Annotated in this window: 15 protein-coding genes; 3 read left to right on the top strand and 12 right to left on the bottom strand. The window is 37.6% G+C overall.

Features of this window, described 5'->3' with window-relative positions:
- Positions 1-36: 36 nt before the first annotated feature.
- Positions 37-1,362: an ABC transporter substrate-binding protein gene (locus tag IGL28_RS11215; protein ID WP_063627526.1), complete on the bottom strand. Its 1,326-nt coding sequence runs from the start codon at positions 1,360-1,362 to the stop codon at positions 37-39.
- 227 nt (positions 1,363-1,589) lie between these two features.
- On the opposite strand from IGL28_RS11215, the gene IGL28_RS11220 reads away from it, so the two are divergent.
- Complete coding sequence (locus IGL28_RS11220) at positions 1,590-2,420, top strand: manganese catalase family protein (RefSeq protein WP_081128452.1); 831 nt, start codon at positions 1,590-1,592, stop codon at positions 2,418-2,420.
- Positions 2,421-2,700: 280 nt separating this feature from the next.
- Here IGL28_RS11220 and IGL28_RS11225 read toward each other — a convergent pair whose 3' ends face one another.
- The 5 genes from IGL28_RS11225 to IGL28_RS11245 all read right to left on the bottom strand — a co-directional run bounded on the left by IGL28_RS11225 (position 2,701) and on the right by IGL28_RS11245 (position 6,185).
- The gene (locus IGL28_RS11225; protein WP_053766289.1) at positions 2,701-3,102 is read right to left on the bottom strand and encodes an organic hydroperoxide resistance protein; all 402 of its coding nucleotides are present in this window, start codon (positions 3,100-3,102) and stop codon (positions 2,701-2,703) included.
- Between the two features lie 153 nt (positions 3,103-3,255).
- Positions 3,256-3,462: a hypothetical protein gene (locus tag IGL28_RS11230; protein ID WP_010720841.1), complete on the bottom strand. Its 207-nt coding sequence runs from the start codon at positions 3,460-3,462 to the stop codon at positions 3,256-3,258.
- A 2-nt stretch (positions 3,463-3,464) separates the two neighbouring features.
- Positions 3,465-5,000 (bottom strand): phosphomannomutase/phosphoglucomutase, encoded by a 1,536-nt coding sequence (locus IGL28_RS11235; RefSeq protein ID WP_081128450.1) that lies wholly within the window; start codon positions 4,998-5,000, stop codon positions 3,465-3,467.
- A gap of 18 nt (positions 5,001-5,018) precedes the next feature.
- Positions 5,019-5,474, bottom strand: coding sequence for an arginine repressor (locus IGL28_RS11240; RefSeq protein WP_010737119.1), 456 nt, complete (start codon positions 5,472-5,474; stop codon positions 5,019-5,021).
- 72 nt (positions 5,475-5,546) lie between these two features.
- Positions 5,547-6,185 carry a GyrI-like domain-containing protein gene (locus tag IGL28_RS11245; protein WP_081128448.1) on the bottom strand — a complete coding sequence of 213 codons (639 nt, stop codon included), beginning with the start codon at positions 6,183-6,185 and terminating at the stop codon, positions 5,547-5,549.
- 213 nt (positions 6,186-6,398) lie between these two features.
- On the opposite strand from IGL28_RS11245, the gene IGL28_RS11250 reads away from it, so the two are divergent.
- Positions 6,399-7,772 carry an MFS transporter gene (locus IGL28_RS11250; protein ID WP_010737117.1) on the top strand — a complete coding sequence of 458 codons (1,374 nt, stop codon included), beginning with the start codon at positions 6,399-6,401 and terminating at the stop codon, positions 7,770-7,772.
- Positions 7,773-7,850: 78 nt separating this feature from the next.
- The gene (locus tag IGL28_RS11255) at positions 7,851-8,957 is read left to right on the top strand and encodes an NAD(P)/FAD-dependent oxidoreductase (protein ID WP_081128446.1); all 1,107 of its coding nucleotides are present in this window, start codon (positions 7,851-7,853) and stop codon (positions 8,955-8,957) included.
- Positions 8,958-9,092: 135 nt separating this feature from the next.
- On the opposite strand, the gene IGL28_RS11260 is transcribed toward IGL28_RS11255, so the two are convergent.
- The 6 genes from IGL28_RS11260 to IGL28_RS11285 all read right to left on the bottom strand — a co-directional run bounded on the left by IGL28_RS11260 (position 9,093) and on the right by IGL28_RS11285 (position 15,236).
- Positions 9,093-9,692: a LysM peptidoglycan-binding domain-containing protein gene (locus IGL28_RS11260; protein WP_010737115.1), complete on the bottom strand. Its 600-nt coding sequence runs from the start codon at positions 9,690-9,692 to the stop codon at positions 9,093-9,095.
- 704 nt (positions 9,693-10,396) lie between these two features.
- Positions 10,397-11,569, bottom strand: coding sequence for a tRNA epoxyqueuosine(34) reductase QueG (gene queG / locus IGL28_RS11265; protein ID WP_010720848.1), 1,173 nt, complete (start codon positions 11,567-11,569; stop codon positions 10,397-10,399).
- Positions 11,570-11,593: 24 nt separating this feature from the next.
- Positions 11,594-12,340: a hypothetical protein gene (locus IGL28_RS11270; protein ID WP_010720849.1), complete on the bottom strand. Its 747-nt coding sequence runs from the start codon at positions 12,338-12,340 to the stop codon at positions 11,594-11,596.
- 303 nt (positions 12,341-12,643) lie between these two features.
- Positions 12,644-13,594: a metal ABC transporter substrate-binding protein gene (locus IGL28_RS11275; RefSeq protein ID WP_063627531.1), complete on the bottom strand. Its 951-nt coding sequence runs from the start codon at positions 13,592-13,594 to the stop codon at positions 12,644-12,646.
- A 47-nt stretch (positions 13,595-13,641) separates the two neighbouring features.
- On the bottom strand, positions 13,642-14,493 hold the full coding sequence (locus IGL28_RS11280; protein WP_438843958.1) for an iron chelate uptake ABC transporter family permease subunit: 852 nt from the start codon (positions 14,491-14,493) through the stop codon (positions 13,642-13,644).
- Positions 14,490-15,236, bottom strand: a complete 747-nt coding sequence (locus tag IGL28_RS11285; RefSeq protein WP_010737112.1) for a metal ABC transporter ATP-binding protein — start codon at positions 15,234-15,236, stop codon at positions 14,490-14,492. The genes IGL28_RS11280 and IGL28_RS11285 overlap by 4 nt, the downstream gene beginning before the upstream one ends.
- Between the last annotated feature and the right edge of the window lie 70 nt (positions 15,237-15,306).

The following is a 15,306-nucleotide window of genomic DNA, read 5'->3' on the forward strand; positions in this document are numbered from 1 at the left end:
TTGCCTCCTTTTTTCTTTCAATTAGTCAACAGTTGATTAGTTATTTTGTTTTACTAGATTCTCCACCGCTTTTTGAGCATCAGCTAAACCTTCTTTTGGTGTTTTTGTTCCTAAGAGAATTTGATCGATTTGTTCGTTCACTAGTGTCGTATAATCTGGTGCTGCTAATGGGACAGGTGTAATGACCGTATTTTTGAAATTCTCATCAGCCATTTGATAGATCATTCGTCCCTTGTCACTTAGCTGTTCATTCTTCACTAAGTTCTCATTGGCTGTTTTACTTGCCATGATATCAAAACTCTTTTCGCCAAATTTTTCTTGAACTTCTGGTGAAGAAAGATACTTGATAAAGTCATAAGAAGCTTCTGGATCTTTTGCCCCATAAGGTACTTCGAGTACAAAGCCGCCGCCCCATGACCAATGACCAGAACCTTTTTCTTTTTCTGGAAGCGGAATGACACCAAAATCAAAATCTTCTGGAGCATTTTCCATCAAGCTCGAATAATAATTGATATTTTGGGCACGCATTGCGACTAAACCTGAGATGAATGGATCAGAAACACCTGAGCCAAATTCTGCCTCTAATTTATTGATCGTATCTTTCCCATAATAGTCTTGCCAATCTTGGATCCACTCTAATGCTTCAACTTTATTCTTCGTATCGATTTTGATTTTGCCGTCTTGATCAAACCAGCTTGTCCCATTATCTGCATTTAATGCCCAGACATCTGCCCCTAAATTCCATAAAGGATAAAATCCAATTCGTGTGAATTCTTTTTTATCTTTTTTATCCAATTGATGGGCGGTTTTTTCTAATTCATCCCATGTAGTTGGTAAATCTTTTTCAGCGATTCCTGCTTCTTTAAATAATTTTTTATTATAAAAAATAACTTGAGTATCTGTGTTGAACGGAATCGCATATGGATCACCTTTGTACTCCACTGTATCCCACAATTGTGGATAAAAATCTTTTGAGGTCTCTTCATCTACATATTTAGATAAGTTTGTGGCCTGTTGCGCTTCAGCTCTTTGAGCAACTGAATTGATATCTTGAACAATCACGTCTGGTGCATTCCCCGCTGTAATCGCTGACAATGATTTGGTCCAAATATCCCCCCACGGTTGGTATTTATAATTTACTTGGATCTTATCTTGTGATTGATTGTAATCGTCAATGATCTCTTCGATCACTTCTTTACGTGCTCCTGATCCCCAAAATGACCAGAAATCAATAGTTTTCTTCCCGTCACTTGTTTTTTCAGATGAACTAGCTGCGTTTGACTTTGCACTACTTGAACCACAACCTCCCAACAAAAATAATGCTGTACTTGCCAGCACCCCAGTAACTAACAACTTTTTCATTTTATCCCTCCATTTTTTAATAAAAAGGTTATCTTTCGCCATTTGCAACCGATAACATTTTAATATAACGATATCATTTTAATCAGAAAATAACAATTTATTAGGCGTGTCTACTCATATATCAGATTAAATCTGTCACCGTACTTTTTCTAAGCATTTCCTTTGTGTTTTCTCATTTTAAAGCGCAGAATGTAAATGTATTAATAAAAGATTAGGAGGAATTTTTGATGTTCAGACACCAAAAGGAACTACAGTTTGAAGCAAAACCAGATCGTCCGAATCCGTTAATCGCAAAATATTTACAAGAGCTTATCGGTGGACAATACGGAGAAATGAGTGTGGCAATGCAATACTTGTTTCAAGGTTGGAGCTGTCGAGGAGAAGAAAAATATAAAGACATGTTAATGGATATCGCAACAGAAGAACTTGGACATGTCGAAATGTTAGCAACGATGGTCGCACGATTATTAGAAGATGCGCCAGTTGAAGACCAAGAAGAAGCAATGAAAAAAGATCCTACGATCGGCGCAATCATCTCTGGTATGAATCCTCAGCATGCAATTGTCGCTGGCTTAGGACCACGCCCTGCTGATAGTGTTGGCAACCCTTGGAGTGGCGGTTATATCGTTGCAAGTGGAAACTTGTTAGCTGATTTCCGTGCCAATCTAAATGCTGAATCTCAGGGACGGTTACAAGTCGCTCGTATCTATGAAATGATCGATGACCGTGGCGTCAAAGACTTATTAGCAGTCTTGCTTGCAAGAGATAGTTATCATCAAAACTTATGGGCAAGTGCCGTGAAAGAATTAGAAGAAAATGAAGGCTCCATTCTTGTACCAAGTACGTTCAATCGTGAAAACGAACGAAAAGATATCGCCTATGACTTTTATAATTTCTCAGAAGGTGATGAAAGCAGCAAAGGTTCTTGGGCAAGTGGCGAAGCCTTAGATGGTGAAGGCGAATACCAATGGTTAGCAGAGCCAAAAGTTGAAGGTGATAAGCCAAAATTACAACGGGTTACACCAAAAATGTATGGGACACCGCCAAGTAAAAAATAAAACATGCAAAAGTGGTTATGTCCAACATCCTTTGGGTCCTTACCACTCAACAGAATAAAAATAAGAATGATCGACCAGCAAGCCATTGCTGTCCTACTAAAGACAGTAGAAATGCTTGCTGGTCGATCATTTTTAGCTTCTATTGGCATTTATAAGCCAAGAATAGTTTGAGACTCGTCACCATCACTTTTAGGACCGATAGAAAATTCTACCGGTCCTGTTTTTTATAAAAAAGTACTTATCTAAAGGTACTTACTTCTTCCTCAGATAGAAAAATCGTTTAAACTGTCACTACCTCAACATCAATATTTCCTCTTGTCGCTTTTGAATAAGGGCAGTAATCATGGGCATCTTCCGCTAATTGCTTGGCTTGTTCCTCGCTCACATCGTCAACATGTACTTCTAAGACCACACCGATTTTATAACCACCTTCATCAAGTGTATAAAGGGAAACTCGTGCTTTAACTGTGGAGTCTACGGTCAAATTTGCTTCTTTGATCATATGTTGCAGCGCACCATTGAAACATGAGGCATAGCCCGCAGCAAATAGTTGTTCCGGATTTGTTCCTTCAGCATGGATGCCTGGAGGAGTGATCTTCATTTGCATTGAACCATTTGGTGCTGCTACTTCGCCTTCTCGTCCGCCATGATTGATCATCGCTGTTTCGTATAATTTTTTCATTGTACTGCTCCTTTCGATATGACACTTCGTCTATTACCAGTGTAAGCATATCCAGCGATTTGTTCAAAAATTCTGCTCCTAGATTCATACTGCAACGATTGAGGACTTCTTGATTAACATGAGCATTTTAGTTTATTTTCTCATGAAAGTTACTTATTCAAAAACAAGGATGCCATCTTCAATGATTTTTCCAAAAAAGAGAAAAATACCACTCGTAAATAATAAAGTCATGTTTGTTCCCAAATAAATAGCTAATTTCTCTACACAATTTTTGATATGATTGATTCTAAGATAAAGAAAAACTAAAAAATTAACACCATAAACTAATACAGTCAAAAAAATTACTATGTTCGCAACCATTTTTACTTTTCATTTCCCTTCGCTTCCTTAGTATCCACTATCAGTGGTTCAACATTTGAGTATTTCTTTAAATGTTCCGCAAGTAGCTGTAAAACGTGTTGATTTTTTCCAACTTCATCATTTTCGATCTGGAGCACCAGTAATGGTTCATGCAAACTTGCTCGTAATAAAAACCAGCCATTCCCATATGGTTCTTTTAGATCGTAACGAATTCCTTCTTCATTTTCCGGATGAAATACCAGTCCCTCTTCGTTCAATTCGTTTGCTAGCCCTTGAATAATTGTTGCCCCTTGTTTTTTCGGATCCTCTCCACTAAGCCTTAACCTAATTTCTTGTACTTCTTGTGGCTGTTTTAAGTCGTGGATAATCTCTTCCAACGTTTGTTCTGTTTGTTTCAGTTCTGGCAAAAGCATCAAAATTTTTGCAATGACATAGGCACCATCATCTAAAAAATAATTTTCCTTGAATGCTGCATGCCCACTTGTTTCAATCGCTAATGGAACATCGATTCCTTCTTTATTGCATGCAATTGCACGATTGATGACATTACGATAACCTGAAATGTAACGATCTTGTCTGCCACCTTTTTCTTCAATAAACGTTTCTAGGTGATTAGACGTTGGTGAATTAGTTACGATCGTCGCTCCAGGGTATTCTTTTAACACGATCGTACTTAATAAGGCGATCAAATTGTTACGATTGATCACTTGACCACTTGCACTGACTACTGCCGAACGGTCAACATCCGTATCAAAGATCACTCCTAAATCGGCTTGACTTTCTAAAACAGCTTGCTTGATACTTGCCATGGCTTCAGCATTATCTGGATTCGGGATATGGTTCGGAAAATGACCATCGGGCTCTAAAAATTGCGAACCTGTCGTATCTGCCCCTAATCGTTGTAGTACTTTTTCAGCAAAAAAACCACCGGAGCCATTTCCTGCATCGACGATGATCCGCCAGCCAGCTAACGGTTTTGTGTCAGACATTCCTTTCTTTCTAATACCACTTTTGATTTTTTGAACTAAGTCTTCTGCATAAGGTGTTAACAGATCAGCTTTTTGGACTGTCCCCTTATGATTGGTTTTATTTGGTGTTGTTTCTGATAAAATAAATGCGATATCTTCTTTTTCTGCGCCGCCATTAGCTGTAAAAAACTTCATGCCGTTAAAGTAAAACGGCAAATGACTAGCTGTTAGCATCACACTTGCATCACACTGGAATTGAGAAAACTGAGTAGCCATAAACATCGCCGGTGTCGTAGCTAACTCAAAATCAAGAACATTTATGCCTTGTTCGATTAATCCGTCAATCAGCGCTTTTTCTAACGTTGGACCACTGATTCGACTATCCCGCCCCACTCCTACCGTTAATTTACCTTCTTGATATTTGCGTGGATGATCCCTTTTTAACCAATTAACCAAGCCACAACTTATTTTTTGGATTTCAGCTGGTGTCAAATTAGCTGAATGTGTTTCCGTCGTCATGGCAATCCCTCGAATATCAGATCCGTTTTGTAGCGCTTTCAACAAAGACATAAATCATTCTCCCTTCTTTTATTCCCTCATTCTTTCTAATTTTTCTGCAAAATCTTGTGCTTCTTCTTCCGAACGGCAAATCACAATGAATGTATCCACTCCAGCAATCGTTGCAACAACTTCTGGATAAGCGACTTCATCTAACCAATTGGTTACGACATCCGCCCCATCTTTTTCTGTTAGCACCACGATCATAAATTGAACAACTTGTATTTTCAAGACTTCTCTTTTAACAGCTGCTTGTAGTCGTTCTTCATGTAACGTTTCAGCAGGCTGACTGAATAGATTGTAACGAACTTGCTTATTTTCATCCGTAGACTTCACTAACTTCAGCTCACGGATATCACGCGAAATAGTTGCTTGAGTGGCTGTCACCCCTGCGTCTTGAAGACAAAGCAATAGTTCTTCTTGTGTGCTGATTGGTTTTTCTGTGATGATCTGACGAATCAATGCTTGTCGTTGGATTTTTTTCATAGCGGACACCTCTTGTCTTTGATTATAGCAAAAAAATAATCGTTTTTCTGCCTTTTTTGGTATTTTTTACTTTTATTTTTTTAGTTGATTTTTTGGCGCAATCTTGACACGCAAAATCGTTCTCAGTTTTTCTGGGTTGGCTCTGCGCGGATCCCCTAAATAAATTTCTTTATGTTCTTTAGCTATCCGTTGATACCCCTGCTCTTCGATAAACGTTGTTAATTTTTCAAAGGTTTGTGGCTCATCCTCATATGGTCCCACATGAAGCATCTGAGCGACTAATCCTTCATCCATGCTACTAAATACTACTTGGTCGAACAAATCATTGGGAATTTTGTCCGCTACACGTAGTAGAGCCTCATGTGCAACTTCTTTCGTCACAAATTCAGGTTGTTTGATCATGATCTGATAAGCAAAATGACTCTTCTTCATTACTTTTTCTTGCAAATAAGCTTCTTGTAATCCCCAATGTCCTTCTAATGGATAAACAGTGTAGGGAAGATAGTTAGGAATCTGCCAATTTTTCTTTGGGGCCATTCGGATCACATAACTAACAGCATATAAAGCTGCCACTCGTCGCTGAAAATCGTCTTCATTTGGATCCCCTACTCCTTTTATGCTAAAAAAATTCTGTGGGGATAACGTTAAGATCTGTGGCTTTTTTTTACTACTATAACCTGGTTCCGTTTTTTTCCAATCAATCGTAGCCATTTTTTCCTCCTGCGATGATTTATTCTCTACTATCATAACTCTTTTCAAAAGACTTGGCTAACCTGGTTGACACTTTTTTTACCTCTATGCTAGAATAAGCGATGGAAATAAATCGTACAGATAACACGTATATTACGTGTCGAGAGAGAGGCGGTTTCTATTTTTATAATAGAAATCACTCTCTTTTTTTACGAAATTTTTTGAGGTGAGGATATGACAAAACAAAAACAATTACTCTTAGTACCTGCAGTCATCGCAACCGGCATGATGTCTTTTGCGGGAGTGTTGATCGAAACAGCAATGAACGTCACATTTCCAACGTTGATCAACCAGTTTCAATTAACGACTGCACAAGTTCAATGGGTGACAACGATTTACCTGCTGATGATCTCGATCATCGTGCCATTATCAACTTATTTAACACGAAATTTCAGCCTTAGAAGTCTCTTTTTACTTTCAAACCTGCTTTTTTTAGCAGGAATCATTGTTGACTTCTTTTCTCCGACTTTCTTCATTTTATTACTTGGTCGGCTTTTACAAGGGGCAGCTACCGGGATTGCTTTACCACTAATGTTCCATATTATTTTGACCTTTGCGCCTATGAACCGCCGCGGAGCGATGATGGGGGTGGGAACACTGACCACAGCAATTGCTCCGGCTATCGGGCCAACATACGGGGGAATCTTAACTTCAAATTTCACTTGGAATCATATCTTTCTTTTCTTGATTCCTATTTTGATTCTTTCTCTTGGCATCGGCTTAGTTGCTATTCCTTCAATGCCCGTTCAAAAAAGTGGACGTTTGGATGTGTTGAGTGTATTTAGTTTGTGTTTATTATTTAGCGGTAGCTTAACGTTTTTGAGTATGCTAGGACAACCGCTTAGTTGGTTTGCGTTACTAATAGCGATTATTGGTGGGATCCTTTTTTATCAACGAACAAAAAAAGCCGATTATCCATTGATCCAACTAACCATTTTTTCCAATAAAACATTTCGTTTATTCTTATTCAGCTTTTTAATCTACCAGTTCTTATTGCTAGGCGTTTCTTTTGTCTTACCAAATTTTGTTCAGATTGTTCAAGGAAACAGCCCTTTCATCGCTGGAATCGCCATGTTGCCAGGAGCTACGATTGGCGCTGTATTATCGCCTTTTTCTGGAAAACTGCTTGATCAACACGGTCCCAAAAAACCGATTTTTGCCGGATTACTCCTTGCTCTTGTTGGTTGGTCCGCACTAGTCTTTCTTCTAGGACATGTTTCATTGCTATTGTTGATTACTTGCCACGTGATCTATATGATAGGGATTGGTTTGTCTTATAGCAATATGATGACCACTGGGATGAATGCTTTAACGGATGACTATCAAAGTGATGGCAATGCTGTTTTTAATACCTTACAACAATTTTCTGGTGCCGTTGCTACTTCATTAGTGGCAATCATTATCAACCTTATTCAAGCGCATGCTGATTTGAGCTATAAAGTCGCCACGACATTCGGTTCACAAGTTGCTTTAGGTGTATTACTTCTTCTATTAGTTATCAGCTTTATCTTATTTATTCGTTATAGTTTAACTACAAAACATTCATGATTGATTGAAACGGCAGTCGTTTGCAACTGCCGTTTTTTTGTGCAAAAATACAATTTGTAAGTAAAGGAGGAATCAAACATGGAAAAAATCGCCATTATCGGTGGTGGAATCATCGGTATGACATTAGCCAATTATGTAGATACCACAAAATACAGCATCACCTTATTTGACCATGGAATCGGTCAGGCAACCAAAGCAAGTGCGGGAATCATTTCTCCATGGTTATCCAAAAGAAGAAATAAAACATGGTATCGTTTAGCCAAAGACGGTGCGGCATTTTTCCCAAAATTAGTGCAAGATTTCGCACTTGATCCGACCATTTATGCTCGTTCCGGTACACTCTTGCTTCGACAAAAAGAACAATTAGCAGAATTACTTGATCTTGCAGAAGAACGAAAAAAAGAGGCACCTGAGATCGGAGAAATCCATTTATTAAAAGCGGATCAAACAGCTGATTTACTTCCTTTATTAAAACCGACCCCCTCTTTATTCATCACTGGTGGTGGCCGTTTAGACGGAAAAGCTTACCTTCATTATTTAACTGCACGCTTGAAAAGGGCTGGTGTAACAGTAATAAACGATAAGATTCGCCTACAAAAAAGGAGTGATGGTTGGCTGATCCTCGGAGAATTTGGTGAAGAACCGTTTGACCGGGTCATTTTGACTCCTGGTCCTTCCTTGAAGTCTTTATTGGAGCCATTAGGCTATCAGGTCGATCTTCGTCCTCAAAAAGGGCAGTTGATCGCTTTTACTACTCATCAGCTCCAAAGCCAAAAATGGCCTGTTGCCATGCTAGATGGAGAAGCAGACCTCATTCCCTTCAATGACGGAAAAATCTTATTGGGCGCTACACATGAAAATGAACAAGGATGGGATCTGACTCCTACTAATGAAGCATTTTTACAGTTGACTGAACAGACAAAAGCTTTTTTTGTACAACCAGAAAAATTACTTTCACAGCCTTATCAGTTACAAGTAGGAACGAGGGCATATACGTCTGATTTTGCTCCGTTTTTCGGTCCTTTATTCGATGAACCAAATCTGATCGTCGCAAGTGGACTCGGTTCTTCTGGTTTGACGACTGGTCCTTATATCGGTTATCTCTTAGCTGAATTTATAAATACTGGTACGTGGCATGGAACGGACTATCAAAAAGATCTCCATAACTACATCAAGAAAACCTAAGATGAACAAAGAGATAACTATTTCATTCATTTATTTTTCGTCATTACTGTCTCATCCCTAAACAGCAAAAAAAACCAAGAAATCGAATGACACGATTTCTTGGTTTTGTCTTTTTATTAGTATTCAATAATCGACTTAGTACCAGCCGTTTGCTAACCAGAATGCTTGAGCAGCATCCCATGAGCCATAACGTGATGATACATATTGATCAGCTACGCGTTCTTGGTTTGCAGCAGAGTAGTCACCATTTAAGTATGATGCATCTAATTGGTAACGTCCGATGTAACGGCCGTTAGTTGCTGTGTAAGAACCGCCTGATTCTTTATTCGCAATCCATTCTTTTGCAGAACTTGAATTGCTTGGAGCTGTTGCTGTTTGAGCAGCTGGAGCAGCAGGTGTTACTTCAACTGTTTTAACTGGAGCAACATATGTATGTTCTTCCGTTACTGTTTCAGTTGTTTTTGGTGCTTCGACTGTTTTTGCTGAAGCATCACTTGAAGTCGGGATCGTTAATTCTTCGCCAACATAGATGCGGTTGATGTCTTTGATACCATTTTTTTCAGCGATTGCATCGATCAATGAGTTATCTCCAACAAATTTTTGTGAGATTTTTGATAGTGAATCACCTGATTTAATTGTATAGACTTCGTCAGCATGAGCAGTTGTTCCTACAAACATTGCAGTTGCACCAGCAGCAAAAGTTGTTCCTAAAACGATCTTCTTAATTGAATTCATGTTTATCTCCTTTTTTTTCCATGTATTTATCAACGTCATTAACTTTATCATCTAGAAATATTTCATAGGTAAAAGAAATATGACATTTAATGACAAAATATCCTAATTTTTAACATTTGTAACATAACTCTGGACAAAAAAGTACGACTAAAGTCTTAGAACCCTTATCTCATAAGAAAGAAACCGTTTTTTAACATTTTCTTATAAAGTTTAGAAAATCTTATATTTTGTAATATTTCTGGTATTTTTTTTTAACTTTTTTGATTTTTTTATTTAATTTATCCTTTTTTTTAGTAATTATGTGTCAAAACGACAAAAAATTGAGTAATTATTACAACCTTTACTAAAAAATTTTAAGATAAGTTTTTTAATATTTTTGAAATTTCTGGTATTTCTAGATTTTTTGCTAAAAAAACCGATAGTATTCTATTTTTTGAACTGCTTCAATTATAAACAAGTCGAACATTCAGTGGATTATACTACTCTAAGTATTGAAATTTTCTAATACAGATTCTTTTTATTATTTAGTTATGATCCATTATTTTACTTTAATCAATAAAAAGACTAGAACAAACTAACTGTCCTAGTCTCTTTGTCGTACTACGCTTGTTTTAGCATAATACTCTATTTTTTTCTTATTATAGAAGTGAAAGGAATCTTGTACATAAAATTTTCTCTTATTCGCTCGGAGCTGACCGCTTCTTTCATGTCCTCTTTTTTCGCTTCGTTTTCTTGGCTAACATTTCTTGCGCTTCTATAATTTCTGTGATCACTTCTTGGTCTTCTTCGCGTTGTTTCATTTGCTCTAAAGTTTCCAACCATTTTTCTGGTTCTTTTCTACCTAAACGCCCAATCGACCAAGCAGCGGTTGCTCGAATAACCGGTCGAACATCACTTAAGCAGCTTTCGATCTCAGGTAAAGCCGAAGTATCCCCAAGGTTTGCTAAAGCAATCAAAGCGTTTCTTTGCAATGGTTTTTTCCCTCGCCATGAACCAGCTAAATGCCCAAACTGTTGTTTAAACTCTTTATTTGATAAAGAAAGCATTGGTTTTAATTTCGGATAGACTTCTTCTACTTTTGGTTCCATTTCTTCATGGAAATGGAAATCTTTCCCTTGATTATAAGGACAGACTAACTGACAGATATCGCACCCGTAAATGACATTTCGCATTTTTTTCCGATACTCATTTGGCATTAGCCCTTTGGTTTGGGTCTGATAAGATAAACATCTTTGTGCATTCATCCTGCCATCGCCTAACAAAGCTTTTGTCGGACAAGCTGTCACACAACGAGTACAATCACCACAGCCAAAAACACCTGGTTCATCAGGTTCAAATACGATATTGGTGACAATTTCTCCAAGATACACGAATGAACCGTATTCTTCTGTGATCAGCAACCCATTTCGACCAATAAATCCTAGTCCTGCTCTTTGTGCAACAGCCACATCTACTAATTCTCCAGTATCCACTTGTGGGGCAAACCGCCAAGCTTCTTCTTGTTGCCAGACACTTGCTCTGCTTTGGATAAAAGTAATCAATTGATTGAGACGGTCACGTAAAATATCATGGTAATCGATTCCCCAAGATGCCCGCGCAAATTGTCCTCTTTTTTCATCTTTTGGGACCTCTTCATGGATCTTGGTTGGATAAGCTAAAGCAATAGCGATAATCGATTGTGGGCGATCAAAAGTTTTTTCTAAATATAAACGTTCTTCAATCACTGGATGTTCAAATCCCGAAGTATGTCCAGCGGCTTTTTGTTCTTCTAAAGACTCTTTTAAATAATCAAAGGGTTCTGCCGTCGTAAATCCGATTTTATCAATACCTAAACGTTTGCTTTCTTCAATGATTTCTTCTTTTAAGGTTTTTGTCATCTTTTCCACCTATTCAAATAATTGCTAGCGACTATAAATTCCGTAATAAAGCCGATCTCTTTTTAGCTGGACAAATTGGATCTGTTGATCTGCGATCTTTCGTTCTTCCATCCATCTTTTTCTAGTAGCAAAGATTTCCCAATAGTTGAGAGACAACCATTTTCTTTGGTTATCTAGCGCTTGAAAAAAGTTGAGCGATACTGGCTTAGTATGCAACAATTCATGCAATCGAACCTGTTCTACTGCAGAAAAAGTGGATAAATCTCTGGAATATAATGTTTCTTCGTAGAGATTCTTTTGCTGCGAGTAGGTAAATGTTTGTGGAATATCTCCTGGGCGGGCAATCAAAACCAAACGATTATAGAATGTATTCATTAGTTTACTATTTGCAATAAACGAACTTTTATAATAAGCCGATTGAATTTTTTCAATGACCCCTTCTGTCCCCATTGTGGAAAATAATGCTGGCCATGCCTTGATATTGATTTCATTATTTTGTTTCACTAATACTCCTGGAATAAATCCAACAGAAGAAATCGAGACAAAATAACCAATTCCAGTCTGTTCATCTAATGGCTGAAATTCATCAAAAAGCCATTTCCCCGGATAACGTTCTTCTACATCCGATTCACTTGGACTTGCTATGAATAATTTAGCCATTTCTGTTTCAAGAAATTGAAGGTCTTGATCTTTATCAGAGCTATCCTGTTGTTCGATCACTTTAAGGATTTCTTCTTTGATTAGTTGTTTATCTTTACGCGTAAAATTCATAGCTTTACCTTCCTTTCTTATCTTTAACTATAACGGAAAACAACAAAAAAAGGTATCCGAAACTAACAAAAAGCAGACGTTTTTTTTATTTTTTTACTTGCAAAATAAGTGAGCCTTCGCTTGATCTCCTTTCCACATAAATCAGGGTAAATGAATCCTCCTGCTTCTTGTTTTTTGAATCTTGATTTTTAGCATAAATAAGCCGAAGAAACCAAAATCTAACGAACTGATTTTGATCTCTTCGGCTGGCTATTTAGCACGCATTCTTTTCTAGTTTTTTGAATGAAAGCTATTTTGTACCATTTATTTTTCTTGTGTCAACCCATCATGGATCGTTCGGATATTCCAGTCCATCATCTTATAATAAGAATCTCCTGGTTTGCCTTCCTTATCGATAGAGTCTGTATATAATCGATCATAGATAGCTACTCCCGTTTCTTTCGCCACACGTTCCATGCTTCTAGGATCAACACTTGTTTCGACAAACAAAGCGGGTACTGCAGAGTCTCTTACTTGATTGATGATTCGTTTCATTTGTTCAGGAGTTCCCTGACTTTCTGTATTGATTTCCCAAATATAACTTGCTGGGATTCCATAAGCTTTGGAAAAATATTTGAAAGCTCCTTCACTCGTTACTAATAATCTTTTATCTTCAGGAATTGTTTGAAAGTTTGTTTTAGCTTTTTCATCCAATTCGCTCAACTTTTCAATATATTTTTTTGCGTTTTCTTCATAGACTGCTTTATTTTCAGCATCTTTTTCTGAAAAAATACGGGTAATTTCTTCTACATACTTCATCCCATTCGATAAATCTAACCAGGCATGAGGGTCAGCTTTACTCTTGGAAGTCCCACCTGATAAATAAATGGGTGTTACTTTTTTACTCACTGCAAAATAATCTTTCTCTTCTTTTTTATGTGTGGTTTCCATTAAATTTGTAAACCAGCCATTACCAGTTTCTAGATTTAGCCCATTATATAAAATCACATCGGCATCACTCGCTTTTTTGATGTCTTCTGGTAACACTTCATATTCATGAGGATCTGTTCCTACAGGCACGATACTATGAACAGCTACATGTTCCTTTCCTACTTCTTTTGCCATATCCGCTAAGATAGAGTTGGTTGCTACAACATTCAATGTTTCTTTAGTCGTTTCTTTATTAGCTTCCTGCTTTTCTTGACTGCCACAGCCTACTAACAAAAAGAAACTTGCGAACATTACCCAAAAAATCCGATAGTTATTGGTTTTCATCTCATTACTCCTTTTTTCAAATGATTTGTTTTACATGATCATTCTTTTTACTCGCCTTTTATGACTCGTTTATGAGCAAAAAAGATTCCCTTAGAAGGTGAAAAGCAAAATGCCAACAGAAAGAATAGCGCGCAAGCTAAAACGATGGTTGCACCGGAAGGCCAGTTATAGCTATAACTAAAAAATACCCCCAAGATTGCACTTAATACACCAACTGTTGATGAGATAGCAATCATTTTCACTAAACTATTCGTTAATAGATAAGCTGTAGCAGCTGGTGTGATCAACATCGCAATCACTAAGATCGTCCCTACTGTCTGTAAACTAACCACTGCGACTAACGTCAGGAAAAACATGAGCAAATAGTGGATCAAGGTAATATTTAGCCCATAAGCTTTAGCCATCATCGGATCAAAAGAAGTAATTTTGAGTTCTTTATAGAAAATGAACACAAACAATAACACAATACCGCTAACGATCGCCGTCATCTGCAGGTCGCTTTCTCTCACCGCTAACACATTTCCAAATAATATATGGTAAAGATCCGTAGCACTTTGGGCAAAAGAAATCAAAATGACTCCTAATGCAAAGAATGAACTAAAGACGATACCGATTGCTGTATCATTCTTTAATCGACTTCGTTGGGTAACAAAACCAATGAGTCCTGCCGTCAACATGCCGAAGACCGTGGCACCTAAAATATAACTAAAGCCAAACATGTAAGAAATTGCTACTCCTGGTAAGACCGCATGTGAAATAGCATCTCCCATCAACGACATCCCTCGTAAGATGATAAAAGATCCGATCACCCCGGAAGCCAAACCAACGAGCATTGATGTGAACAATGCATATTGTAAAAACTGGTAGTTCATCATTCCTTCAATAAACGATTGGATCATTTTTCTTTTGCTCCTTTCACTAATTGCCCGATCACTTCACCATAAGCAATCTTCAGATTTTCTGAAGTAAATGTCGTTGCAACAGGTCCGGCAGCGATCAATTGCTGATTCAATAAAATCACTTCATCAAAATATTCTGTTACTTTGTGCAAGTCGTGATGAACAATGATGATCGTTTTACCTGCTGCTTTTAATTCTTTCAATATTGAAAAAATTTTTTTCTCACTTACGGCATCAATCCCTACAAATGGCTCATCAAGAAAAATCCATTCTGCTTGTTGCGCCAATGCGCGGGCAATAAAAACACGTTGTAACTGTCCACCCGACAATTCGCTTATTTGTCGCTTCCCATACGAAGCCATACCGACTTTTTCTAATGCTTGCTGTGCTCGTTCTTTTTCTTTTTTTCCCGGACGTTGTCCCAACCTTAATGATGGATAAGTCCCCAATAAGACCACACCTAACACATCAATTGGAAAAGAGAGATCCAATTCATTTCGTTGTTCAACATAAGCGATTTTTTTACGTGCTTCTTTTAGCAATGAACCGCCAAAAGAAATTTCTCCAGATACTTTGGGAATCAAAGCCAGTATAGCTTTCATAAAAGTTGATTTTCCCGCACCATTTGGACCGATGATCCCAGTGATTTTTTTGGGTTGGATCATTACATCAACTTCGTTTAACGCTAACTTTCCTTGATAAGCAACGGTTAATTGCTGGATATTAATGATCGCTTCTGACACATTCTCCACTCCTTTTAGGTTTACCTAACTTTTTATTTAACTATAGTTTAACTAAAGACGAAAGCATTTT

Origin of the sequence: Enterococcus sp. AZ077 (assembly GCF_051714965.1) — a bacterium.
Lineage (GTDB): Bacteria > Bacillota > Bacilli > Lactobacillales > Enterococcaceae > Enterococcus_B > Enterococcus_B hirae.